At 71.9% G+C, this 24,153-nt stretch carries 23 protein-coding genes; 11 read left to right on the forward strand and 12 right to left on the reverse strand.

Annotation, left to right across the window (positions count from 1 at the left end):
- Nucleotides 1-10: 10 nt before the first annotated feature.
- From E1289_RS09010 to E1289_RS09020, 3 genes are all read right to left on the reverse strand, one after another.
- Nucleotides 11-844, reverse strand: coding sequence for a universal stress protein (locus E1289_RS09010; RefSeq protein ID WP_131977314.1), 834 nt, complete (start codon nt 842-844; stop codon nt 11-13).
- Between the two features lie 101 nt (nt 845-945).
- A complete protein-coding gene (locus E1289_RS09015) occupies nt 946-1,620 on the reverse strand; it encodes a DUF4389 domain-containing protein (protein WP_131977317.1) in 675 nt (224 codons plus the stop codon).
- Between the two features lie 170 nt (nt 1,621-1,790).
- Entirely contained in the window at nt 1,791-2,777 is a 987-nt protein-coding gene (locus tag E1289_RS09020) for an esterase family protein (RefSeq protein ID WP_131977320.1), read from the reverse strand.
- Nucleotides 2,778-2,906: 129 nt separating this feature from the next.
- On the opposite strand from E1289_RS09020, the gene E1289_RS09025 reads away from it, so the two are divergent.
- Nucleotides 2,907-3,911 carry a helix-turn-helix domain-containing protein gene (locus E1289_RS09025; protein ID WP_131977323.1) on the forward strand — a complete coding sequence of 335 codons (1,005 nt, stop codon included), beginning with the start codon at nt 2,907-2,909 and terminating at the stop codon, nt 3,909-3,911.
- 15 nt (nt 3,912-3,926) lie between these two features.
- Here the strand turns inward: E1289_RS09025 and E1289_RS09030 are convergent, their stop codons facing one another.
- From E1289_RS09030 to E1289_RS09040, 3 genes are read right to left on the reverse strand one after another with little or no spacing between them, the layout of a single operon-like run.
- Nucleotides 3,927-4,412, reverse strand: coding sequence for a hypothetical protein (locus E1289_RS09030; protein WP_131977326.1), 486 nt, complete (start codon nt 4,410-4,412; stop codon nt 3,927-3,929).
- On the reverse strand, nt 4,409-6,253 hold the full coding sequence (locus tag E1289_RS09035) for a glycoside hydrolase family 15 protein (RefSeq protein ID WP_207928875.1): 1,845 nt from the start codon (nt 6,251-6,253) through the stop codon (nt 4,409-4,411). Before E1289_RS09035 ends, E1289_RS09030 begins: the two co-directional genes overlap by 4 nt.
- Before the next feature lie 19 nt (nt 6,254-6,272).
- Nucleotides 6,273-7,331: a hypothetical protein gene (locus E1289_RS09040; RefSeq protein ID WP_131977329.1), complete on the reverse strand. Its 1,059-nt coding sequence runs from the start codon at nt 7,329-7,331 to the stop codon at nt 6,273-6,275.
- A gap of 331 nt (nt 7,332-7,662) precedes the next feature.
- Between E1289_RS09040 and E1289_RS09045 the strand changes: the two genes are divergently transcribed.
- On the forward strand, nt 7,663-8,124 hold the full coding sequence (locus tag E1289_RS09045; protein ID WP_131977332.1) for a VOC family protein: 462 nt from the start codon (nt 7,663-7,665) through the stop codon (nt 8,122-8,124).
- A gap of 38 nt (nt 8,125-8,162) precedes the next feature.
- On the opposite strand, the gene E1289_RS09050 is transcribed toward E1289_RS09045, so the two are convergent.
- From E1289_RS09050 to E1289_RS09060, 4 genes are read right to left on the reverse strand one after another with little or no spacing between them, the layout of a single operon-like run.
- On the reverse strand, nt 8,163-9,386 hold the full coding sequence (locus tag E1289_RS09050; RefSeq protein ID WP_131977335.1) for a ketosynthase chain-length factor: 1,224 nt from the start codon (nt 9,384-9,386) through the stop codon (nt 8,163-8,165).
- Entirely contained in the window at nt 9,383-10,654 is a 1,272-nt protein-coding gene (locus E1289_RS09055; protein WP_131977338.1) for a beta-ketoacyl-[acyl-carrier-protein] synthase family protein, read from the reverse strand. Before E1289_RS09055 ends, E1289_RS09050 begins: the two co-directional genes overlap by 4 nt.
- A 28-nt stretch (nt 10,655-10,682) precedes the next feature.
- Nucleotides 10,683-10,811: a hypothetical protein gene (locus E1289_RS40080; RefSeq protein WP_279487119.1), complete on the reverse strand. Its 129-nt coding sequence runs from the start codon at nt 10,809-10,811 to the stop codon at nt 10,683-10,685.
- A 59-nt stretch (nt 10,812-10,870) separates the two neighbouring features.
- Nucleotides 10,871-12,088, reverse strand: a complete 1,218-nt coding sequence (locus E1289_RS09060) for a ParB/RepB/Spo0J family partition protein (RefSeq protein WP_131977341.1) — start codon at nt 12,086-12,088, stop codon at nt 10,871-10,873.
- A 255-nt stretch (nt 12,089-12,343) separates the two neighbouring features.
- Here E1289_RS09060 and E1289_RS09065 point away from each other — a divergent pair, with 255 nt between their 5' ends.
- The 4 genes from E1289_RS09065 to E1289_RS09080 all read left to right on the forward strand — a co-directional run bounded on the left by E1289_RS09065 (nt 12,344) and on the right by E1289_RS09080 (nt 16,606).
- Nucleotides 12,344-13,096: a gamma-glutamyl-gamma-aminobutyrate hydrolase family protein gene (locus tag E1289_RS09065; RefSeq protein WP_131977344.1), complete on the forward strand. Its 753-nt coding sequence runs from the start codon at nt 12,344-12,346 to the stop codon at nt 13,094-13,096.
- Nucleotides 13,097-13,207: 111 nt separating this feature from the next.
- On the forward strand, nt 13,208-13,855 hold the full coding sequence (locus tag E1289_RS09070; RefSeq protein WP_131977347.1) for a sulfotransferase family protein: 648 nt from the start codon (nt 13,208-13,210) through the stop codon (nt 13,853-13,855).
- Between the two features lie 51 nt (nt 13,856-13,906).
- On the forward strand, nt 13,907-15,703 hold the full coding sequence (locus tag E1289_RS09075; RefSeq protein ID WP_131977350.1) for an FAD-dependent monooxygenase: 1,797 nt from the start codon (nt 13,907-13,909) through the stop codon (nt 15,701-15,703).
- A 126-nt stretch (nt 15,704-15,829) separates the two neighbouring features.
- On the forward strand, nt 15,830-16,606 hold the full coding sequence (locus tag E1289_RS09080; protein WP_131977353.1) for an alpha/beta hydrolase: 777 nt from the start codon (nt 15,830-15,832) through the stop codon (nt 16,604-16,606).
- 83 nt (nt 16,607-16,689) lie between these two features.
- Here E1289_RS09080 and E1289_RS09085 read toward each other — a convergent pair whose 3' ends face one another.
- Entirely contained in the window at nt 16,690-17,019 is a 330-nt protein-coding gene (locus tag E1289_RS09085) for a TcmI family type II polyketide cyclase (RefSeq protein WP_131977356.1), read from the reverse strand.
- 75 nt (nt 17,020-17,094) lie between these two features.
- Nucleotides 17,095-17,880 carry a 3-oxoacyl-ACP reductase FabG gene (fabG, locus tag E1289_RS09090; protein WP_131977359.1) on the reverse strand — a complete coding sequence of 262 codons (786 nt, stop codon included), beginning with the start codon at nt 17,878-17,880 and terminating at the stop codon, nt 17,095-17,097.
- Nucleotides 17,881-18,091: 211 nt separating this feature from the next.
- Here fabG and E1289_RS09095 point away from each other — a divergent pair, with 211 nt between their 5' ends.
- The 5 genes from E1289_RS09095 to E1289_RS09115 all read left to right on the forward strand — a co-directional run bounded on the left by E1289_RS09095 (nt 18,092) and on the right by E1289_RS09115 (nt 24,127).
- Nucleotides 18,092-19,120 (forward strand): methyltransferase, encoded by a 1,029-nt coding sequence (locus E1289_RS09095; protein ID WP_131977362.1) that lies wholly within the window; start codon nt 18,092-18,094, stop codon nt 19,118-19,120.
- A 95-nt stretch (nt 19,121-19,215) separates the two neighbouring features.
- Complete coding sequence (locus E1289_RS09100) at nt 19,216-20,742, forward strand: FAD-dependent monooxygenase (protein ID WP_131977364.1); 1,527 nt, start codon at nt 19,216-19,218, stop codon at nt 20,740-20,742.
- A gap of 46 nt (nt 20,743-20,788) precedes the next feature.
- A complete protein-coding gene (locus E1289_RS09105) occupies nt 20,789-21,742 on the forward strand; it encodes an aromatase/cyclase (RefSeq protein WP_279487126.1) in 954 nt (317 codons plus the stop codon).
- Between the two features lie 71 nt (nt 21,743-21,813).
- Complete coding sequence (locus tag E1289_RS09110) at nt 21,814-23,340, forward strand: FAD-dependent monooxygenase (protein ID WP_131977367.1); 1,527 nt, start codon at nt 21,814-21,816, stop codon at nt 23,338-23,340.
- A gap of 49 nt (nt 23,341-23,389) precedes the next feature.
- Nucleotides 23,390-24,127, forward strand: a complete 738-nt coding sequence (locus E1289_RS09115) for an antibiotic biosynthesis monooxygenase (RefSeq protein WP_131977372.1) — start codon at nt 23,390-23,392, stop codon at nt 24,125-24,127.
- The last annotated feature ends 26 nt before the right edge of the window (nt 24,128-24,153 follow it).

The raw sequence follows: 24,153 nt of genomic DNA on the forward strand, positions 1-24,153 counted from the left end.
GCACGTGGGATCACTCCCGGGTGGGGACGATCACGACTGGTGAACGGGCGTGGTGCAGCACCGCGTGGTTGACCCGCCCGAGCGCCATACCGGCCGGCCCTCGCCTTGGACGGGCGCCGACAACGACCATGGCGGCCTTCTCCGACGCCTCCACCAGCGTCCGGGACGGCGTCCGATCGGAGACCGACTGCTCGACCCGGACGTCCGGATACCGCTCTCCCATCCCGGCCAGGGCCTCCGACAGCTCCATGTCCTCGATCACACGCCGGCGCGGCGAGCCGAACTCCCCGCCCACCGCGTGGAGCGCCAGTATCTTGGCGTCCCGCGCGGCGGCCTCCGCGAACGCCCACTCGACGACGGCGTCCTCGCCGGGACGGCCCTCGACACCGACCACGATCTCCGCCGGCGCGTCGGCCGGGTAGGGGGCCGAACGCGAGACCACCAGCACGGGGCAGCGGGCGTGCGCGGCGGTGTACAGGCCGACGGACCCGAACAACAGGCCCTCGAATCCGCCGAGCCCGCGCGACCCCACGGCCACCAGGCCGGCGTGCTCGCTCTCCTCCACCAGCGCCCTGCCCGGGTCCACCGGCACCAGCCGCGTCCGGATGTCGAGGTCCGGGTGGAGCTTGAGCGCGTACTGCCGGGCCTCGCCGAGCAGGTCCTCGCGTTCGGCGACCAGCCGGCGCAACGCGTCCGGTGGAATCGGGCCATCGTCCGCCAGGGCACGTGAACCGTGCACCAGCAGCAGCGGCAGCCGCCGGCGGACGGCGCGGTCCGCCGCCCAGTCCAGCGCCCGCCAGGCATGCGCGGAACCATCGATGCCCACCACGGTCGGAGCCGCCATCGGTCAGTCCTCCTGGGCCGTCTTCTGCTCTTCGCCTTCGACGCTAGGCCGTGGGACGTCGCCGCTCCACGGCCAAAGGTCCCGCCCTGAGGGGACGACCTTCAGGGCGCCCGCACCGGCCCCGGCTGCGGCTCCGGCTCCGCGCCACCCATGTCCAGCCGGAAGGGCGGATACCGGTCGGTCATCAGGAAGGCGTAACCGGCCACCCGCAGCACCCAGCGGTGCATGCCCATCACGAAGGCGAAGACGCCGGGCAGGTAACGCGTCGTGAACAGCAACGCGACGGCGGCGATGAGCACCAGCACCCCGACCAGCCCGGGCGCGTTCCAGTTTCCGTCATCTCCCCCGAGGCCGCCACCCATGAACAGCGCGACCACCACGTAGTGCGGGATCGCCAGCAGCCACCACTTCACCAGCACCAGACCCCGCGACAACTCCTCGGGGTAGTCGATGTCCAGGCGAGCGGGATGGTCGGGGACGTCCTTGAGCGTGAACGGCGGGTATCGGTCCGTCGCCAGCGCGCCGTACCCGTAGAACGCCACCCGCCACGCCCAGCGCAGCACCCCCAGGTTGAACTCGAAGATCGCCCGGGGGTAGCGGCCCGTGACAAGGATCGCGAAGAACGCGACCACGGTGAGGACCGCGAACGCGATCCCGAGAAAGAACAACACGATGTAGTGCGGAATGAGCAGCAGCCATTTCACCAGCCACAGCCACCGGGACAGCGGCTCGTCCAGCCGCCCGTCCACCCGCACCGGCATCCGCTGACCGTCCATGTCGGCCTCCCAACGGTCGGTCGCCCGGCGACCCGAGTGCCGGGGCCGGGCATTCCTACACCAACCGTTCCCATCACCGGCCGAAGGACCCTGGCGAGACGTCCACGCTCACCGGGACCAAAGTCCCTGCTCTCGGCCGCAGACAGGGCCGGGACGCCGGGGCCGGCCGGTCACGCCTTGCGGAGCCGGGCGATGACGCCGTCGAGATCGCGGCGCAGCATGCTCTCTCGGAGGACGTGGCCGCCGGGCAGCTCGTGCCACTCGTGCGGGATCCCGGCGGCGCCGAGGCCGGCGCGGAACTCCCGCTGGCCGGCGAGCACCTGGGTCTCCTGGACGTAGTCGGCCCAGTTCACCGGGTCGGGGCTGGTCCCGGCGACCAGGAAGACCCGCTTGTGGTGGTAGCTGGGGATGCGCTGCACGGGGTTGTCGGCGCTGACCCTGGCCTCGTCCCACAGTGGTGCCCCGTACACGGTGCCGCCGGCGAGGTCGACGGCCGCGGAGCTGATGTTCGCCCAGTGCACGACGAGGCCCGCGTCGCGGCGCAGGCTCGCGGGGCCGGAGTGGGAGCTGACGGAGGCGAAGTCGCCGTAGTACTTGGCCGCGTACTTCAGCGCGCCGAAGCCGCCCATGGAGAACCCGGAGACCGCGCGTCCGTCGTATTCGGCGTAGGTGCGGAAGTTCGCGTCGATCCAGGGCAGGAGCTGGGCGATGTGGAACGTCTCCCAGTTGCGCGGGCCGACATTGGAGGAGACGGGGTTGCTGTACCAGCCGGCGTGCCCGCCGTCGGGCATGACGATGATGATGCGCTTGCCCGCGCTGATGGCGCGGATGCCCCACCGGTCGAAGGTGATGAAGTCCTGGCCGAGGCCGCCGCCGTGGAACAGGTACAGGACGGGGTACCGCCGCCCGCTCGCGTAGTCGTCGGGGAGGAGGACGTTGACCCCCGGGTTCCATCCGATCGCGTCGGTGGCGAACCGGTAGTACTTCATGCGGGGGTCTCGCTCGTCGTGCTCGACGATGCGCAGGCCGAAACCGTCACGGGCCGCGTGCGCGGCGGTGGCGGATCCGATGACGCCCGCGCCGCCGAGCGCGGCCGCGGCGGTCGCGGCGGTCGCGGTCTTCAGCACCTGCCGGCGGGAGATGTTCGACTGGCTCACCCGAACCTCCTGGTGGGGACTTCGTTCTCGCACGCAGGCGGATGGTAAAAGCCTGGCGAACCGAATTCGGCCGAGGTTTTCGAGCCCAGTCGAAATCCCCTCGTTACCGCCGGGTATTAACGTCGGGCGATGGGCGGCGTTCTGCGCATCCACTTCAGCGACCGCGATTTCCGGCACGTGCGGCTCGCGAGATCAGCCGATCCGGTATGGGAGGCGTTCCTCGGGCTCCACGTGCTCACCACGCCCCTGGCCCGGCTGCCCCGGCGGCTGCACCCGTGGCGGCGCCAGGCGGTGGAACGCCTGCAGGACGGCGGGCTACGCGCGGCGTCCCGGCTCCTCCGGGACCTGGCGCCCGCCGACGCCGCGTACTTCCCCGACTTCCTGACCCCCGCCGAGTCGGAGGAGGGGATGGCGGCCGCCCTGCGGACGCTGCGGGGCACCCCCGGCCCCCGGCTGACCCGCGAACTGCGCGAGGCGGCCCGGTACCGGACGCTCCCCGGCTGGACCCGGCGGCTCGCCTCGGGCGACCGCGTCCTGCTCGGCCAGGTCGCGGACGCCGTCCTGCACTTCCACACCCGGCTGATCGCACCGGACTGGAGCGAGGTCGAGGCCACCGTCGCCACCGACCGGGAGAGGCGGGCGGAGACCCTTGAGCGCGGCACGGTGGCGATGCTGGAGACGCTGCCGCCGTTCGTGTGGCGGGACCCGGTGCTCAGCGCGCCGTATCCGGTGGACGCCGACCTGCACCTGAGGGGACGCGGCGTCCGGCTGGTCCCGTCCTTCTTCTGCCACACCGCGCCGATCGCCATCGCCGACCCCGGCCTGCCGCCGGTCGTGGTCTACCCGGCCGGCGCCCGGCCGCCGGATCACCGGACCGCCGCCGACCGCGCGGACGCGCTCGCCGCCCTGCTGGGCACCGGCCGGGCGCGGGTGCTCGGCGCCCTGACCGGCACGTTCACCACGGGGTCTCTCGCCGTCCGGCTGGGCATGCCCGCGTCCACGGTCAGCGGCCACCTGAAGGTGCTCCGGGACGCGGACCTGGTCCACAGCGAGCGGGACGGCGCCCACGTCATGCACCACCTGACCAGCCGAGGCCGGCACCTCCTCGGCCCCCAGGACCTACCCCGCCCCTGAGCACTCGACAGGTGATCAGTGGGGGTCGAGGGCGGTGAAGCCGCCGACTATGGAGCCGTAGGCCACGTGGGCCAGGACGGTGACCAGGGGCGTGCTGGGGCCGTAGTTGCGCATCAGGAAGCCCGGGGGTTCAAGGAGGGCGACGTCGGGGGCGCTGGTCAGGGGGCTGCCCATCCTCGGGTGGACCAAGGGCAGCAGGATGTTCACCAGCGCCGTCCCGGCGAACAGGCCGTGCACCAGGCCGAAGAGAGCCCCGAGCCACCAGCCTGCGTGGCCGATGGCGAGAAAGACGGCGTAGTAGACGAACGCGAACACCTGGCCGTTGGCGAAGTGCACGAGGTAGCCGATCGCCTTGGCGCGGGCCCGGTTCGCGGTCACGGCGGTGCCGAGCAGGAACGGCAGGTCCATGCGGGTGAGCCGGAACTCGCTGGCGGCCCGCAGGACGGTGGTCAGCACCAGCGTGCCGACGAAGGCGCCCGCGGCGGTCCCCCAGGCGCTCACCTGCCCGCCTCCCCGGCGGCCGAGCCGATGGCGCACGCGGCACTGATCAACGCCAGATGGCTCAGGCCCTGCGGCAGGTTGCCCAGGAAGGCGCCGGTGTCCGGGTCGATCTCCTCGCCGTACAGGCCGACGTCGTTGGCCAGGCCGACCAGGTCGTCCATCAGCGCGACGGCCTCGTCGAGACGCCCGGTGCGGGCGAGGCACTCGGCGAGCCAGAAGGAGCACGCCAGGAACGCGCCTTCGGTGCCGGCCAGCCCGTCCTCGCCGGTGTACCTGCCGACGTACGGGCCGTGCCGCAACTCCCGTCCGATCGCGTCGACCGTGGCGCGCATGCGGGGGTCGCCGGGTGGCGCGTAGCCGTGGAGGAGGCCGAGCAGGACGGCGGCGTCCAGCTCCGTGCCGTCCGCGGAGCGCGTGTAGCAGCGGCGGCCGCCGGAGAAGCAGCGCGTCTCGATGAAGTCGCGCACCTGTGCGCGGGCGGCCCGCCAGCGGGCCGCGCCGCGGTCCCGGATCAGCCCGCGCTCGGCCAGGTCGATGGCCCGGTCGAGGGCGATCCAGCACATCATCTTCGAGTGGGTGAAGTGCCGGGGCGCGCTGCGGACCTCCCAGATGCCCGAGTCCGGCCGCCGCCAGGCGGTGCAGACGAGGTCGGCCAGCTCGGCCAGGCGCCGGGCGATGTCCGCGTCCAGCCGCCCGGCGGCACCGGCGTACAGCCAGCCGGTCTGCAGCAGCTCACCGTAGGTGTCCAGCTGAAGCTGGGCGCCCGCCGCGTTGCCGATGCGCACCGGTCTGGAGCCGCGGTACCCCGCCAGGGGGAGCGTGCGTTCCGGTGCGCGGGCGCCGCCGTCCAGCCGGTAGAGGACCCGCAGCCGCGGATGGGTGAGCTGGGTGGCGTGCATGAGCCACCAGAAGAAGGCGTGCGCCTCGGCGGAGCAGCCCAGCCGGAGGAGCGCGTCGAGAGTGAAGACCGAGTCGCGGACCCAGGAGAAGCGGTAGTCCCAGTTGCGTTCGCCTCCGATCTCCTCGGGGAGCGAGCACGTCGCCGCGGCGGCGATCGCCCCCGACGGCGCGAAGATCAGCAGCTTGAGCGCCAAGGCGCTGCGCAGCACGGCGTCCCGCCACCTGCCCTCGTACGGCCGTTCCCCCGACCAGCCGCGCCAGGCCGCGATGGTGTGCGCCATACGGCCGTCGCATTCGGGACGGGTCGGCAGGACGAGCGGTTCCTGGTGCGCGAACGGCATCGCCAGCAGGGCCCGCCGCCCCCGCATCAGTTCCAGGCGGCCATTGATCGCCCGGTCGGTGCACTCCGGCTCTCCGGCGTCCCAGGCGCAGACCGCGAGCGCGTCCGCGCCCGACGCCACCACCGGCACACCGGAGCGGCTCGTGATCCGCGGGCTCCGGGCACCGTAACCGAACCGCGGCTGGACGCTCCAGCGCATCGGCACGGTCCCCGCCACGCCGTCGAGGCGCCGCTGCAGTTCCCGCATGGGACCGAGCGCCCCGCCGCCGTCCAGGGTCAGCGCGTCGGTGACCCGCGCGGTGCCGCGGCCGGTGGTGAACGTGGTCTCCAGCACGTTCGTGCCCGGCAGGTACCGGCGCGCGACCGTGCAGGGCTCCTCCGGTTCCAGCAGGAAGCGGCCGCCCCGGGCGGGGTCCAGGACGGCGGCGAACAGCGAGGGCGAGTCGAGATCGGGCAGCCCCAGCCAGTCCACCGTCCCGTCGGCGGCGACCAGCGCGGCACTCCGCCCGTCGCCGATCACCGCGTAGTCGCGCAGCGGGACGTGGCCGTCGCTCCGGAAGGCCGTCATGAGCCCGGTCCGGTCGTTCCGCCCGGCTTCCATGATCGCGTGTCCGGGCCGGTCAACGTAGGGAGCGCAGGGTCACCTTGCGGATCAGGTGCACGTCGGTGAACGGTCCCGTCGAAGCGGCGAACCCGAACTTGACGGTGTTCGGAAGGGACCGGGGAGCACGGAACCGCAGCACTCGCTGGAAGCCGTCGCCGTTCCGGAAATCGATGTCGACCGTCGCCATCGGTTCGGGCCCGGGTGGCACCGCGAGACGGACGACCCGCTTCACCGGCTCCAGCAGGGCCTCGGCCCGCGCCGGTGGCACGCCGGCGGGAATTTCCCGCAGCTTCCCATCGAGTCGCCCGGGAAGCGTCGACGGCCAGGGACCGGTGGAAGTCGTGTTGCTCGTCGTGGCGGCGAGGAAGCAGTACCCGTCGACGCCGTCTCCCGGTCCGCGGGCGGTCACGATGTTGGGGCCTGGGGAAGGGGCCGGGAAACGCGTCCCGGCCGGGGCACGCCGCGTGCAGCCATTCCCGCGCCTTTCTCCATCGCCGAAGTAGTCGCCCAGCACGTCGAGCCCGATACCGAGATATCCGCCGTCGACACCCGGGACGAATTGACCGCCCGCCCTGCCGTCCGGCAGTTTCTGGGCATAACCGAGGCTGCCGCCGAACGCGCCGGGCGTGGTGAGCCGCCTGGCGCCGTCGGTGAGGAAGAAGGAGATCCCGTCCGCCGGGGTCCGCGTGGTGCTGCCGTACTGCCACTGCTCGAAGGTCACCTCCACGCCGTTCGCCGCCGGGACCGGCGAGTCGAACAGCACGGCGCCGGTCTCCTCGTCATGGGCGTCGGTGAGCTGGAGGTACCCGTGGGGCGCCGCACCGGCCGGCGGCACGGGTCCCGCCGGATCGGGGTGGCATCCGCCGAGCGGATGGTTGGCGGCCTCCTGGACCGGGCCTCCGCGCCGCGCGCCCGTCAGGCAGGCGGCCCCGTACCCGATCAGGCGCGAGTCCGCGGTGGCCGCGGTGAACGACTCGTCGAACAGCACCGCTCCCGGCGCCCGGTGGGCCGCCGAGGCGTTTCCGGCCGACGCGACGGCGGCGACGACCCCCAGGACCGCGATGACACCGGTCACCCCACGTCTCATCTTCGCCTGTTCCCTCTCTCGATGCGCTCTCCCCCGTCGAATTCATATGACCACGAACCCCCGGTGAGAACCATGCATTGTCAGGCTGATAGCGGCTTTCGCACCGGATCATTACGACAATGCGTGGCACGCAATAGCGTGGTCAGACTTTCCCCATGGCCGGGCATTCGGCCGCCGCGATATGCGCTGCGTCAGGGCCGCCGGCCGAGGTCGCGCCACCGTGCACCCCGCGGGTCGAGTGAGTCTTGACCGGGTGGAGAGCGGCCGCAGCGATGATGTTGCCCTCCGCCTGACCGGTCTGTGTCGATGAGGAGCAACCATGACGTCCGAGCCGGGCACGCAGAAACTCTCCGTCTTCCTGATGTTCCACGGGAACGCCGAAGAGGCGATGGACTTCTACACGTCGCTGTTCGAGGACGGTGAGGTCCTCCAGGTCATCCGCGCCCGCGCGGAAGACGCCGGGTGGACCGAGGGCACCCTGCAGTACGGGATCTTCAAGCTCGCCGGACAGCAGGTCGTCTGCAGCAACACGCCGCCGCCGGACAGCCGTTTGCACGACCTCATGCCCTGGCACGAGTTCACGTTCAACCCGGCCATGACGATCTACGTACAGCGTGACTCGGTGGAGGACTTCGACAAGCTCTACGAGGCCCTCGCCGAAGGCGGCGAGGTACACCTGCCGGCGCGCGACTACGGCTTCAGCCCGAGGTTCGCGTGGGTGAGCGACCGCTATGGGATCTCCTGGCGGATCGACCTGTCCGCGGGCTCGGCACCCGCCTGAACCGGGCGCCTGAACCGGCCGCCGGAAACCTGGCGCGGTCAGTTCCAGTCGGCGGATCGCAGGACGACGGCGGAGTTGAAGCCGCCCTGGCCCCGCGCGAGGACGACGGCGGTGTCCACGGACGCGGGCCGCGGGGCCGTGGTCACCAGGTCGATGTCGTACTCGGGCGAGAGGGTGACGTTCGTCGTCGGCGGTATCAGTCCCGCGCGCATGGACAGGAAGGCCGTGGCGACGTCCAGCGGAGCGGCCCCCGAGCCGAGCCTCCCCGTCATGGTCTTGGGCGCGGTGACCGGGACCCCGCGGGCTCCGAACACCTCGGTGATCGCCGCCGCCTCGATGCGATCGAGTTCCGGGATCGCGGCGGCGTCGGCGAAGACGACATCGATCTCCCCCGGTGACAGGCCGGCGTCGTCCAGCGCGATCTCGATCGCCTTCCGCAGTGTCGGCGGGCGTCCGCTGCCCGGTCTCGGGTCGAACGTGGACCCGTACCCGCCGATCTCCCCGTACACGCGGGCCGCGCCGCGCCGCCGCGCGGCGTCGGCGTTCTCGACGGTCAGCAGGCCGCCGCCCTCACCGGGCACATGCCCGGCCGCGCCGGTGTCGAAGGGAAGGTAGGCGCGTTCCGGCCGGTCGCCGGTGCTCAGCCGTCCGCCCGCGAGCTGGGCCGCCCACCCCCACGAGCAGATCGGGGCGTCGACACCGCCGGACAGGATCAGGTCACTGCCGTTGCGGACATGGCGGCGGGCGTGCGCGATGGCGTCGAGCCCGCCCGCCTGGTCGCCGACCAGCACGCCGCTGGGGCCCCGCATGCCGTGCCTGATCGAGATCTGGCCGGTGTTGACCGCGTAGAACCAGGCGAAGGACTGGTACGCGCTGACGTACTCGCCGCCCTTGCTCCAGAGGTTCCGCAGCTCCCGCTGGCCGAACTCGAACCCGCCGCAGGTGCTGGCGGTCACCACGCCCACCCCGAACTCCGGCAGGTCGGCCACGCTGACCCCGGCGCCGGTGAGCGCGTGCTCCGCGCCCACGAGGGCGAGCTGGGTCATGCGGTCGGTCTGCGGGATGAGCCTGCTCGGGATGTGCTCCTCGGCGCTGAACCCGGAGACCTCCCCGGCGAGCCGCGCCGGGTAGCCACTCGGGTCGAACCGCGTGATACGGCCGATGCCGCTCTTCCCGCCGCAGGTGGCGGCCCAGTAGTCGGCCACGCCGAACCCGTTGGGAGCCACCACGCCGATTCCGGTCACCACCGCCCGCGCCGTCATGCCGTGCTCCTGTCGGGACGGGCGAGGACCATCGCGCTCTGGAAGCCGCCGAATCCGCTGCCGACCGTCAGCACCGTGTCGGTCCGCCGGTCTCGCGCGGTGAGCGGGACGTAGTCGAGGTCGCATTCCGGGTCGGGCTCGTGCAGGTTGGCCGTCGGCGGCACCGCGTCGTTCTCCATGGCCAGGACCGAGGCCGCGATCTCGATCGAGCCGATCGCGCCGAGCGAATGGCCGACCATCGACTTGATCGAGCTGACGGGTGTGCGGCGGGCGTGCGCACCGAGGGCGCGCTTGAACGCGGCGGTCTCGTGCCGGTCGTTCTGCTTGGTCCCGGAACCGTGGGCGTTGATGTAGTCGATGTCCTCCGGGTTCGTCCGCGCGTCGTCCAGTGCCGCCCGGATGGCCTCCGCCATCTCCCTGCCGTCGGGCCGCAGCCCGGTCATGTGGAAGGCGTTGCACCGGGAGGCGTAGCCCGCGATCTCGGCGTACAGGCGGGCGCCGCGGCGGCGCGCCGCGGCCAGCTCCTCCAGGACGAACATCGCGGCGCCCTCGCCGAGCACGAAGCCGTTGCGGGTGCGGTCGAAGGGCCGGGACGCGTGCGCGGGATCGTCGTTGCGCGGCGTCGTCGCCTTGATCGCGTCGAAGCACGCCACCGTGATCGGCGAGATGGGCGCGTCCGTGGCCCCGGCGATCATGACGTCGGCCGAGCCGTCGCGGATCAGCCCGGCCGCGTAGGCGACCGAGTCCAGCCCCGAGGTGCAGCCGGTGGAGACCACGGTGGCCGGGCCCTCGGCGCCGGCCGACCAGGCGACCTCGGCCGCGAAGGAGCTCGGGACGAAGTAGTCGTACAGGTGGGGGACGGCGTACTCGTGGTCGACGAGGTCGAGCCGGCCGCCGTCGCTGACCACCCGGTACTCCTGGTCGAGGCCCATGGTGGCGCCCACGGCGGTGCCGACGGCGACCCCGGCGCGGTGGGGTGCGACCGGACCGAGGTCCAGGCCGCTGTCCGCCATCGCCTCCCGCGCCGTGACGACGGCGAACTGCGCCGCCCGGTCCATGCGCCGCGTCTCCTGCGGGCCCAGGCCGTGCAGCCAGGGGTCGAAGTCCGCCTCGGCCGCGACCCTGGAACGGAAACCGGACGGATCGAAGAAGGTGATCCCCCTGGTCGCCGTCCGGCCCGTGCTGAGCAGGTCCCAGAAGTTCTTCACTCCCGTTCCGCCCGGCGCCAGCACCCCCATTCCCGTGATCACTACCCGTCGGCCGGTCATACGGACTCCCAGCAATAGGTTTTCATCGTCACAACCCCTCCGTCCTGCGCGGGTTCTCCTCCGGGCGGTCGCCGTAATACTCATCCCAGACGAAGGGCCAGTACATCCAGCCCACCCAGATCAGTTCCTGGTCGAGACGATGCAGAATCGATCGCATGACGGATTTCAACCACGCCCGCTTCACCCTGGCGTTCCCTTCTCCGCGCGGATCGCCCACTACGCCGTCTCTTGCCGGTTTCTGAGCTGCTGGGCGAACAGGCTCCATTCCTGGCTGATGGCTTCCGCCATGGGGGCGATGACGGTCTGCCAGTGCGCCGGGACGGTATTGAGGAATTCCCGCCACCGCTGCGGATCGGCCGCGTGCAGCGACATCCACCGGAGGAACTCCTTGCCGCTGTCGGTGTAGCGGACGGCCGGGTCGTTGGCCATCTTGGCCACGATCTGGGGCCAGCTCGGCGGCAGGTCGGCATGGTTCCTGCGGCGCAGTGGCGTGCTGTTGTCGGGCGGCCTGTTGTCGGGCGGTGCCGCCGCGACGTCCTCGTCGGGGACCCTCCTGACCGCGCGGGGACCCGGCCGGGCGGCGAGCGGCCCGGCGGCTGACGCGGCGGGCGGCACGGCGGGCGGCACGGCGGGCGGCACGGCGGGCGGCTCGGTGGCGGGCACGGTGGGCGGCCGGTGCCCGTTGCGCTCCGGATTCACGCCCCGGCGCAGGCGGGCCCGGACGTCGTGGACCGTTCCGAGCGACACGTCGGTCTCCCGCGCGACCTGCCGAAGCGGGGCATCGGGATGGGCGGTGATGTACTCCGCGGCGCGGAGCCTGCCCTCCCCGGGGGTGACCGGCCGCCGCTTCCCGTCGCGGCCGAGGCGCTTGTCGCCGAGCCGACCGCCGGCCGCCGAGCGGCCGCGCAGCGACGCGATCGTCTTCGCGCTCAGCCCGGCGATGGTGGCGATGGCCCGGTCGGACCAGTCGGGGTGGGCGGCCAGGACGCTCTTGGCTCCGAAGACACGGTCGGCTTTCGACAGCGGCAGCCCGTGCGTGCTGTTGGCCTTCATGGCCAGGACGAGCGCCTCGGAATCCGTGCAGTCGACGAAGCGGGCCTTGACGCTGCTGTCGCCGCGCAGCTTGGCCGCCTCCAGCCGGTGCAGGCCGTCGATGACCCGCCAGCCGTCCTCCTGGACCAGGAGGGGCGGCAGCTCCGCGGCGCCGGACGCGTCGACCAGCAGGTGGACGTGCGCGGTGTCCGTCCCGCTCTGCCGAAGTCCCGGGCCCGGCGACAGCGCGCCCACCGACACCTCGCACGCGGGCAGCTTCTCGAAGTTCTGCAGATTCAGGCTGTCCGCGTGCGCGGTGTCGGTGGCCGAGTCGTCGGCATCGGGCCCGGCGAAACCGGCACCGCCCGCCACCAGGAGAGCCTGTCCATTGCCACCAGCCATGCCCGGTGCTCCTCCCTGCCGCTGCCGTACCCGGACGACCCTCGCAAGGGCGCCTTTAAGCGCGGTCGACGGCGGATGGACGCTCCCTGGACCGGCGATGCAGCACCGCTGGTGCGCGTTCATCCGGGCGTTCTCCTCGGTTGAACCATCGGGTGCCGGCGGTGAGCACTGTTCGCCTGCGTCACGACCGTGATTTCGTTCGGTGGCGATCCTCGACGAGGGTCACCCGAGACGCGCGGAAGGACGGGGCTGGTCATGAACCGAACGCTGAATGGTGCGGTGGGCACCCGGTCCGCCGCCGGGCGGCAGGTGATCGGGATATGCGCCCGGACGGCTCCGGTCACGCTGCAGGGCAGCGAGATGACGGTCAGCCTGGCGTTCCAGCCGCATGTGGAGCGGCTCGCCGCCGCGGGCTGCACTCCCGTGCTGGTTCCGCTGCTGCCCGGCGTCGAGCACCTCCTCGAACGCCTCGACGGCCTGCTGGTCCCGGGCGGCCCGGACGTGGACCCGTCGCTGTACGGAGGCAGGCCGCACCCGAGGACCCGCGGAGCCGACCCGGACGTGGACACCACCGAGCTGGCACTGGTCGACGGGGCGCTCGGCGCCGGCCTGCCCGTCCTCGCCATCTGCCGCGGCATGCAGCTGCTCAACGTCCTCCGCGGAGGCACGCTCCATCAGCATCTGCCCGAGGTCACCGGCAACGACGAGCACTGCCCGGAGACCGGGGCGTTCGCCCTCGGCCGGCACCGCCTTGACCTGAAGCCCGGGAGCCGGATCGCCGAGATCCTCGGCGAGGACTCGGTCGAGACCGCCTGCCACCACCACCAGGCGATCGATCAGCTCGGCACGGGCCTCACCCCCACCGCGTGGGCGGCGGACGGAGTGATCGAGGCGGTGGAAGTGATCGGCCGGCCGTTCGCGGTCGGGGTGCAATGGGAGGCCGGCCATACCGGGAACGAGTGGCTCTACCGCGCCCTCGCCGATGCCGCCGCGCACGCTTCCGCGTAACCGCCGCCATTCTCTTGAACACCACCGGAAACTTGCGGCCGGGACGATTCCGGAAGCAGGGTGCTGTGCCATGCGGTTCGCGCCATCGACGACCGAAGGGAAAGCGACCCGATGAAACTCATCAACGCCGGCCTGGGCCGGACCGGTACCACTTCGCTGAAGGTGGCCTTGGAACGGCTGGGTTACGGGCCGTGCTTCCACATGTTCGACGTCGTCGGCGACCAAGCACGCCTCGCGCAGTGGGAAAAGGTCGTCTGCGACGGGCAGAGCCCGGATTGGGATGCGCTTTTCGACGGCTACGCCTCGGCCGTGGACGGTCCCCCGGCCGTCTACTACCGGGAAATGGCCAAGGCGTTTCCCGACGCGAAGATGGTCCTGACGGTGCGGGATGCCGAGCGCTGGTACCAGAGCACCTACGACACGCTGTACCAGTTCGTTCTCATGAACGAGTCGAAGCGGCCGGACCCGCGCTCCATGCCGGCCCGGATCTACCGCGTGACGAGCACCATGGTCTGGGACGGCCTTTTCGGCGGACGCTTCTCCGACAAGGAGCACGCCATCGAGGTCTTCGACCGGCACAACCAGGAGGTCGTGGAGAGTATCGAGGCGGGCAGGCTTCTCGTCTACGACGTGAAGCAGGGCTGGGAACCGCTGTGCGAGTTCCTGGGCGCCGACGTGCCCTCGGACCCCTTCCCGCACGCCAACGACACCGAGTCCATGCGCGAGCAGCTCGCGCGGGCGGCCGGCGGAGCCCGGTGACGAGCCGGGGCCGAAAGCAGTACCCACGCACCGTCAGAAGGAGCCGGTGGAATGGCGGATAAGGGGACGGACACGGGCACGGTCGAGGTCCCAGTCCTGATCGTCGGCGGCGGGGGATGCGGCCTGGCCGCGTCCGTCTTCTGCTCCGACCACGGCGTCGGCCACCTGCTGGTGGAACGGCACGCCGGCACGTCGAGAATTCCGAAAGCGCACTACCACAACCAGCGCACGATGGAGATCCTCCGCCAGCACGGGCTCCACGCGGCGGTGGCCGAGCAGGCGGCGCCGGTGGAGGCGTTCGCCAAGGTGCGCTGGCTGACCTCGCTGGACGGCGACCGGCCGCTGGACGGCCGGATGATCCACGAGATGGACGGCTTCGGCGGCGGCGTGCTGCGCGAGCGCTACGCGGCGGCCGCACCCGTCCTGCCCACCAGGCTGCCGCAGAGCCGGCTGGAGCCGATCATGCGCCGCCACGCGGAACGGCACAATCCCGGGCGCATCCTGTTCGGTCACGAGCTGGTCGAACTCGCGGACGCGGGCGACCGCGCCGTCGCCGTCGTCCGCGACACCCGGACCGGCACGGTCACCGAGATCTCGGCCCGGTACGTCATCGCGGCGGACGGCGGCCGCACGGTCGGTCCCGCACTCGGCATGCAGATGCGGGGCAGGCCCGCGCTGCGGCACATCACGACCGTGTACTTCGCCGCGGACCTGTCGGCATGGTGGCGCGAAGGCGCGCACATGACCCACTTCCTCAACCCCTACCACCCGGGGCTGTTCAGCAACCTGTTCGAGATGGGGCCGACCTGGGGCCGACACTGCGAGGAATGGGTCATGCACTTCCATCTCCCCCCGGACGAGGCGTCCGCTTCGGACGAGGAAGTGATCGTCCCCAGGATCCGCGAGGTCCTCGGCCTGCCCGGCCTCGACCTGACCCTGCTGGGCGTGACGTCCTGGACCGTCCAGGGGCTGCTCGCGGAACGCTACCGCCGGGGACGCGTGCTGTTCGCCGGCGACGCCGCGCACCGCCAGCCGCCGACCGTCGGCCTCGGCCTGAACAGCGGGATCCAGGACGCGCACAACCTCGCCTGGAAGCTGGCCGCGGTGCTCACCGGCCGCGCACCCGACGGCCTGCTCGACACCTACGAGGCGGAGCGGCGGCCGGTCGGCGGGCACAACATCGACTGGGCGCTGTCCGCGGCGGCCCACAACCAGGCGATCCTCGGCGCCATCGGCCTCGGCGCGAACACCCCGCCGGAGCGCCGGGAGCAGATGTTCTCCGCGTACTTCGACCCGTCCCCGCTCGGTGCGGCCGGGCGGGCGCGGGCCGCGGAGATGTTCGCGACCGCCCGCGGCGGCTACCAGGCGCACGACCTGGAGATCGGCTTCGCCTACGAGGACGGCGCGGTCAGCCCTGACGGCAGCCCGCCCCCGTCCCGCGAGCCGTTGCGCGACGTGTACCGGCCCACGACCCGGCCCGGGCACCGGCTGCCGCACGCCTGGCTCGACCACGACGGGCGGCGCCTGTCGACCCACGACCTGGCCGGCGCCGGCCTCGGCTTCGCGCTGCTCACCGGCCCGGCGGGCACGCCGTGGTGCGAGGCGGCCGCGCAGCTGGCGGAGAAGTTCTCGCTACCGATCCTGACGGCCCGCATCGGAGCCGGCGGCGAATTCGCCGACGTCGACGAGCAGTGGGAAGCCGTCCGGCAGGTAGCCGAGGAAGGCGCCGTTCTGGTGCGCCCCGACAATCACGTGGCCTGGCGCAGCATGAACGGCAGCGACGACCCCGCTGGTGTTCTGGCGGACGCGATATCCCGCGTTCTCCACCACGACGGCGCCCTTCTGTAGCGGCCCCTGGCCGATCCACGCCGGCCGAACTCCGCGGTGGGCGGGCGCGACGGATCCTCTAGCGGCCGTCCAGCGGCGCGCCGGAAATTGGACACGAATACAGCCATTCGCCACGAGGAGGGCGTCATGCGCAAGGTCGTTTCGCGGGACGGCACGACGATCGCCTACGAGAAGGCGGGTGACGGCCCGCCGATCGTGCTGCTCAACGGGGCGTTCCGCGACCACACGATCTTCGAGTCGCTGGTGCCCGAGCTGGCGCCGCACTGCACCACCTATGTCTACGACCGCCGGGGACGCGGGCAGAGCGGGGACTCGCCCGACTACGCCGTCGAGCGGGAGATCGAGGATCTCGTGGCGGTCATCGACGAGGCCGGCGGCCAGGCGGTGGTGTTCGCCGGCTCCTGCGGCGCGAACCTGGCGATCGAGGCGGCGCTGGCCGGCGCCCCGATCACCAAACTGGGGCTGCACGAGCCGTTCTACCGGGTCGGGGACAACCCGAAGCCCCCGGCCGACTTCGCGGACACCCTCCGCGCCCTGGTGGCGGACGGCAGGCGCGGCGAGGCCGCGGAGTACTTCCTCACCGAGATGATGTGGCTCGACCCCGAAATGATCGCGAACTGGCGGCAGACCCCCCTGTGGGCGACGAACGAGGCGAACGCCCACACGCTCCTCTACGACACGGCCATCTGCGGCGACTTCGAGGTCCCCGCGCGACGGCTGGCCTCCCTCCGGACGCCCGCGCTCGTCGTCAACAGCGAGAACACCGGCGACTGGCTGCGCGAGGCGGCGCGGGAGACCGCGGCCGCACTGCCCAACGGCTGGGGGATGCAGCTGCCCGGTTCGTGGCACCGCATCGAGATGGACATCCTCGGCCGGGTCCTGGCCGGCTTCGCGACGACGTGACCCGTTCGCGGCCTGAGCCGTCCGCGACGACGTGACCCGCGAGCGCCACGCGCTCGCGGGTCACGTCGTGACGGCTCCGGCCGTCAGCCGCCCGGCTCCCAGTGGTAGAACCGGGTCGCCATGGCGTCGGCGGGCGAGCGCCAGGTCAGCGGGTCGTAGGCCGCGATGTAGCCCTTCAGGTCGTCGCTGATCTTGATGAAGCGGGGGTCGGTCCGCGCCTGGAGGATCCGGTCGTCGCCGTGTTCGTCGTCGAAGTCCTGCAGATGGAAGTACAGGCCCTGGTAGGTGAACAGCTCGCGGCGCCGGGTGCCCATGCGGTCCGGCATGTCCGTCCGGTCGAACTCGCCGAACAGCCGCGCGACCTCCGGCTGCCACCGCGGTTCCATCCGCGCGACGATCAGGGTGCTCTGCATTTTGCGCTCCACCGCCTTCACTGCGAGATCGCTTGTTCGCGAGTCCGCTTCGTTCGCGAGATCGAGGATGGGACGTCAGTAGTTTCCGAGTCCTCCGCAGACGTTGATCGCCTGTGCCGTCACGGGCGCGGCGGCGTCGCTGACCAGATACTCCACGAGGCCGGCGACCTCTTCGGGAGTGGAATAGCGGCCGAGTGGGATCTTCGCCTGGAAACGCTCCAGAATCGCTTCCTCGGTGGTGTCGAAATGCGCGGCATAACCCTGCCGCACCCGCTCCGCCATCGGGGTCTCGACGTAGCCGGGGCAGACGGCGTTGACGGTGACGCCGGTCTTCGCGAGTTCGAGGCCCAGCGCCTTGGTGAAGCCGATGACGCCGTGCTTGGAGGCGGAGTAGGGGGCGCCGAGCACCACGCCCTGCTTGCCGCCGGTGGACGCGATGTTGATGATCCGTCCCCGGCCGCGTTCGAGCAGCCGCCCCGACCGGAGCGCCTCCCGGGTCATGAGGAAGACGCTGTTCAGGTTGGTGTCGATGACGTCGTACCAGAGCTCGTCGGCGATGTCCGCCGTGACACCGCCGCCGCTGCGGCCTGCGTTGTTCACCAGGACGTCGATGTGCCCGTACCGCTCCACGGCGGCGCCGACGAGGTGCGCGACGTCCTCCGGGCGCCGGACGTCCGCGGCCACGCCGTCGGCCTCGTACCCGTTCGAACGGAGCTTGCCCACCGTCTCCTGGACGGCCTCCGGCGTGCGCGAGCCGATGAAGACCTTGCAGCCGCGGCCCGCGAGCGCCTCCGCGATCGCCAGGCCGATCCCGCTGGTCCCACCGGTGATCAGCGCAACCTGCTGTCCATTGTCCGCCATTCCGCCTATCCCTTCGTAGGACTTTTGTCATGGCAGCCTGGCAGGGTGCTCGCTAATCTCGGTCGAGCGCGGATAGATTCCCGCTCGGTTCAACCGGACCCGTTTCTCCGGTTGAACATCACGCGGTTGAACAGGGCCGGGCGGAAGTTGCGGGCAGAAAAAGCGCGAATCTATGGTCGGGCACCAGAGGCTACCAATCCAGGAGGCGAACATGTCCGCATTGCCCACGGTGCGGGACCAATCCGCCGCGTATTCGCTGCTCGACCTGATTCAGGGCGCGGTGATCACTCAGGCGATTTCGGTCGCGGCCAAGCTCGGCATCGCCGACGTCCTCGGCGACGGACCGCTGACCGCGGCGGAGATAGCCGGGCGGGTGGGAAGCGACCCCGAGGCGACGCACCGGCTGCTGCGCACGCTGTCCGGCTACTCGGTCTTCGCGGTCGAGCCCGACGGCCGGTTCGCGCTCACGCCCATGGCCGGCGCGCTGCGCGAGGACGCGCCGGACTCGATGCGCGGCATGGCCGTCCTGATGGGTCACCCGCTGCTCTGGGAGGAGTGGGGGCACCTGCTCACCTCCGTGCGCACGGGTGAGGCCAATCTGCCGAAGCTGAGGGGCATGGGCGCGTACGACTTCCTCGGCGCCAACCCCGAGTACGCCGCCGTGTTCTTCCAGGGCATGGGCAGCATTTCCGCCTCGGAGACCGATCCGGTGCTGGCGGCGTACGACTTCTCGCGGTTCCGCACGATCGTGGACGTCAACGGCGGGCGCGGCGGCCTGCTGGCGGGGATCCTCGCGCAGGCGCCGGGCTCCCGGGGCGTGCTGGTCGAGTCCGAGGCCGCGTCCGCGGACGCGGCGTCGGTCTTCGAGGCCGCCGGTGTCGCGGAGCGGGTCGAGATCGAGAACGGCAGCGGCTTCGGCAAGCTGCCGGCGGGCGCGGACGCCTACGTGCTCAAGCACGTCCTGCACGACTTCCCAGAGCCCGAGTGCCTCACGGTCCTGAGGAACGTGCGGGACGCCATCGCCCCCGACGGCAGGCTCCTCCTGGTCGAGTACGTGCTCGACGGCGGCAACGAGCGGCACATCGGCAACGTCATCGACCTGTGGCTGCTCCACCTGCTCGGCGCGAAGGAGCGCACGCTGCCGCAGTACACCGAGCTGTTCGCCAAGGCCGGCCTGAAGGTCACCGGGGTCGTCCCCACCACGTGCCCGGTCTCGATCGTCGAGGCGGTACCCGCCTGAATCCCGGTGCGGGCGGCCGGCGGCCGCCCACTCGGAGAAGGCCCGCTCGGAGAAGGCCCGCTCGGAGAAGGCCCACTCGAAGCTGAGGACAGATAATGGAAACCGACGTAATCGTTGTCGGCGCCGGGCCCACCGGGTTGACGCTCGCGGGCGAGCTCCGCCTGGGCGGCGCCGAGGTCATCGTCCTTGAGCGGCTGACCGAGCGGGGCTGGCAGTCGCGCGGCATCGGCTTCACCGCACGCGCCACCGAGATGTTCCACCAGCGCGGGCTCCTCGACCGCCTGGAGAACCCCGAGATCACCAGGCGGGGGCACTTCGGCGGCGTCCCGATCGACTACGGAATCCTGGCGGGGGCGCACTTCGGCGTCCGCAACGCGCCCCAGTACAAGATCGAGGAGATGCTCGAAGGGTGGGCGCTGGAGCTGGGCGCGCACGTGCGCCGCGGCTACGAGCTCACCGGCCTGGAGAGCACCGGGGACGGCGTCACCGCGTTCGTCCGGGGGCCGGACGGCCCCGCGGAGTGCACCGCCCGCTACCTGGTCGGCTGTGACGGCGGGCGGAGCACCGTCCGGCGGCTCGCCGGCTTCGACTTCGCCGGGGCCGACGCGACCCGCGAGATGTTCCTCGCGGACGTCAGGGGCTGCGACATCAGGCCCCGGAGGATCGGCGAGCTGCTGCCGAACGGCATGGTGATGGCGGCGCCGCTGGAGCACGGCTACACCCGCATCATCGTGTGCGAGAACGAGAGCCCGCCGGACGAAGGCGACCAGGTGACGTTCACCGGCCGCCAGGTCGGGTTCACCGAACTCGCGGACGCCTGGCAGCGGCTGACCGGCGACTCCATCCACCACGGCGAGGCGCGCTGGGTGAGCAGCTTCACCGATGCCACCCGCCAGGCCACCGAGTACCGCCGCGGCCGGGTGCTGCTGGCCGGGGACGCCGCGCACATCCACCTGCCCGCGGGCGGGCAGGGGCTCAGCGTCGGCGCGCAGGACGCCTTCAACCTCGGCTGGAAGCTGGCCGCGACCGTCACGGGCCGGGCCCCCGAGGGACTGCTCGACACGTACCACGCCGAACGTCACCCGGTGGGGGCGCGGGTCCTGCTCAACACCCTCGCCCAGGGGACGCTCAACCTCAACGACGACAAGGTCGAGCCGCTGCGGAACGTCATGGGGGAGCTCAGCACGATCCCCGCGGTGGCGCGGCATCTGATCGGCATGGTGAGCGGTTTCGACGTCCGTTACGACATGGGCGTTGCGGGGCGGCACCCGCTGCTGGGCGGGCGGATGCCCGACCGGGAACTGGAGCTCGCCGACGGGGGGCGCGACCGGATCGCGCGGCTGCTGCACCCGGCGCGGGGCGTCCTGATCACCGCGGACGCCTCGGGCGAGACGGCCCGGACCGCCGCCCGCTGGTCCGACCGCGTCGACGTGGCGGAGGTGCGGGACTTCCCGCCCGGACCGGAGGAGGACGGCGCGCCGACCGAGTCGGTGCTCCTCCGCGCCGACGGATACGTCGCCTGGGCCGCGCCGGACGGGGGCGACCTCCAGGACGCCCTGCGGCGCTGGTTCGGCGCGGCCCGGAAGGACCACGACGTCCGAGTGCCAGCGTCCGCCCGATAGGCGCCCAGCCGCCGGTAGGACGCTCCGAACCCAGAGGAGGACAAGCGTGACCACGAGCACGATGCGCGAAACGGAACACGAGATCGAGATCGACGCTCCTGCCGAGCAGGTGTACGCGCTGATCGCGGACGTCGGCACGTGGCCGGAGATCTTCCCCCCGACCGTGCACGCCGAATGCGTCGAACGGGACGGCGACTCGGAACTGATCCGGCTCTGGGCGACCGCGAACGGCACCGCCAAGACGTGGACGTCCCGGCGCGAGCACGACCCGGAGCGCAGGAGCGTCTCGTTCCGCCAGGAACGGTCCCAGCACCCGGTGGGCGGCATGGGGGGCGAATGGGTGGTGGAGCCCCTTTCCGGGACCGCCTGCCGGGTGCGCCTGCTCCACGACTTCTTCGCGGCGAGCGGCGACCCCGCCGATCTCGACTGGATCAGCCGGGCGGTCGACCGCAACAGCGAGGCGGAGCTGCACGCGCTCAAGGAGAGCGCGGAGCTGGCCGGGCCCGACCGGCTCGTCACGTTCGACGACACGGTCAGCGTCGACGGCGGCGTGCAGGACGTCTACGACTTCCTCAACGAGGCCCAGCACTGGACGCGGCGCCTCCCCCACGTCGCCAGGGTGTCGCTGGAGGAGGACACGCCCGGGCTGCAGATCCTCGAGATGGACACGAGGACCAAGGACGGGCAGGTGCACACCACGCGGTCCGTGCGCGTGTGCCAGCCGTACACGAGCATCGCCTACAAGCAGACCGTCCTGCCCGCACTGCTCACGCTGCACACGGGCCGCTGGATCATCGAGCGGCACGGCGGAGCGGTGTCGGTGACGTCGCGGCACACCGTGCGGATCAACACCGAGCGCATCCCCGAGGTGCTCGGCGACGACGCGGACGTGCGGGCCGCGCAGGACTTCGTCCGGAACGCCCTGAGCGGCAACAGCCTGGCCACCTTGCGGCTCGCCAAGGAGCACGCCGAGGGCGCCGGGAGACGCGCGGCATCGTGACGCGCCCGGAAAGGCCGCGATCGGAAAGGCCGCGATCGGAATGGCAAGGCGCGCGGAAGGTGGAGAGAGACATGCAAGGCTTTGACGCGGACGTCGTCGTCGTGGGGGCGGGCCCCGCCGGGCTCATGCTGGCCGGGGAGTTGCGCCTGGCGGGCGTCCGGACCGTCGTCCTGGACCTGCTGGCCGAGCCGATGAGGCAGTCCCGCGCCCTCGGCTTCTCGGCCCGCGCCATCGAGGAGTTCGACCAGCGGGGGCTGCTGCCTCGCTTCGGCGATGTGCAGACCATTCCCTTCGGCCATTTCGGCGGGCTGCCCATCGACTACCGGGTGGTCGAAGGCGGCTCCTACGGGGCGCGGGGCATCCCCCAGTCGCGCACCGAGGAGGTGCTGGCCGGGTGGGCCACCGAACTCGGTGCCGTGATCCACCGGGAGCACGAGGTCGTCGGGCTCGCCGCGGACGACGACGGCGTCGAGGTGGACGTCGCGACCCCGCAGGGCCGCAAGCGCCTGCGTGCCCGTTACGTGGCGGGCTGCGACGGAGCGCGCAGCACCGTCCGCAAACTCACCGGCATCGACTTCCCCGGCACCGACCCGACCGTCGAGCTGTGGTTCGCGGACGTGACCGGGTGCCCCCTGCGGCCGCGCTTCTCCGGGGAGCGGGTGCCCGGCGGGATGGTCATGGTGCTGCCGCTGGGCCCGGAGGCCAACCGCGTCATCGTGTACGAGCGCGGCATGAGGCGGCAGGGCGACGGCGCCCCGGACTTCGCCGAGATCGCCGCCGCCTGGAAGCGGCTGACCGGCGAGGACATCGGCGGCGCGCGGCCGCTGTGGACGAGCTTCACGACCGATTCGAGCCGCCAGGCGGCCGAGTACCGCCGGGGACGGGTGTTCCTCCTCGGCGACGCCGCGCACATCCACCTGCCGATCGGCGCCCAGGGAATGAGCGCGGGGATCGGCGACGCCATGAACCTGGGGTGGAAGCTCGGCGCCGTGCTCAACGGTCACGCGCCCGGGGACCTCCTGGACACCTACCACTCCGAGCGGCACCCCGTCGCCGCCGGCATCCTGAACAACACGCTCGCCCAGCGCACCCTTTACCTCGGTGCCGACGACATGAACCCCATGCGGGAGGTCCTGACCGAGCTGCTGGCGTACGAGGAGGTCCAGCGGCGGCTGGTCGGCATGGTCACCGGCCTGGACATCCGGTACGACGTCGGGCAGGGCGACCATCCGCTGGCCGGCCGGCGGCTGCCGGACGTGGAGCTCGTGAGCGGCTCCGGCCCGTCCGGGAAAACGAGCGCCTTCCGGCTCCTGCACGCGGGGCGCGGCATCCTCCTCGACCTGCGCGGCGACGCCGAGGTCCGCGCCGCCGCCGAACCGTGGGCGGACCGGATCGACGTCGTCACCACGGCCTCGCGTCCCGCGGGCGCGCTCGCCGAAGTCGAGGCCGCGCTGGTACGGCCGGACGGTCACCTCGCCTGGATCGGTTCCCGCGGCTCCCGCGCCTCCGGCCTGCCGGACGCCCTTGCCCGCTGGTTCGGCCGGCCGCACGGGAGTCACCGGCCCGCGGCGCCCGCCGCGGCGGGCGCACGGCTCTAGCCACCACAGACCCGAGGACGCCACCACAACCGAGGACGTGAGGTCGGACATGCCATTCATCAATCCCGAAGACGGCTACCTGACGGTCATCAACCTGTTCCGCACGGAGACGCACGAGCAGGTGGACCGGCTGGTCAGCGAGATGCGGGCGATCGTCGACACGGCGGCGTTCCCCGGCTGGATCTCCAGCACCGTGCACCGCGGGCAGGACCGGCCGGGAACCGCGAACTTCATCCAGTGGCGCGGGAAGGAGGACCTGGAGTCGCGCTATGCCGGTGACGAGTTCAAGCACCGCACGGTGCCGGTCTTCGAGGAGATCACGACCTACGTGCGGCTGATGCAGACCGAGGTCGAGCTGAGCCGGCGCCACCCGTCCCAGGGCGACGTCACCGAGGTCTCCCCCGGCCGCGAGGACTACACGGTCCTCGAGGTGCTCGGCGTGGACCCCGCCGACCAGGACGAGCTGATCAGCGTGGTCGGGTCGTCCCACGACTGGCTGGTGGACACGCCCGGCTACCGCTCGCAGAGCGTGCTGCGGGGCATCCGGTCCCGCGGCCTCGACCGCGGCGGCCTCTCGACCGTCGGCAGGGACAACGACTTCGTCGTGGTCTACTCGCAGTGGGACGGCAAGGAGTCGTACGACGCGTTCCGCGGTATGGCCGAGGACGAGCGGCCCGCCGCGCGCCGCAAGAACCAGGACAGGCGGAACTCCCTGACGACCGAGCACGACTGGAACACCTACAGGGTCGTCCACAGCCGCTCCGCGTCGGAGCCCGCCCTGGCCTGACCCACCGGCCCCTGACCCACCGACCC

The organism is Actinomadura sp. 6K520, from assembly GCF_004349245.1.
In the GTDB taxonomy this organism is placed as follows: domain Bacteria; phylum Actinomycetota; class Actinomycetes; order Streptosporangiales; family Streptosporangiaceae; genus Spirillospora.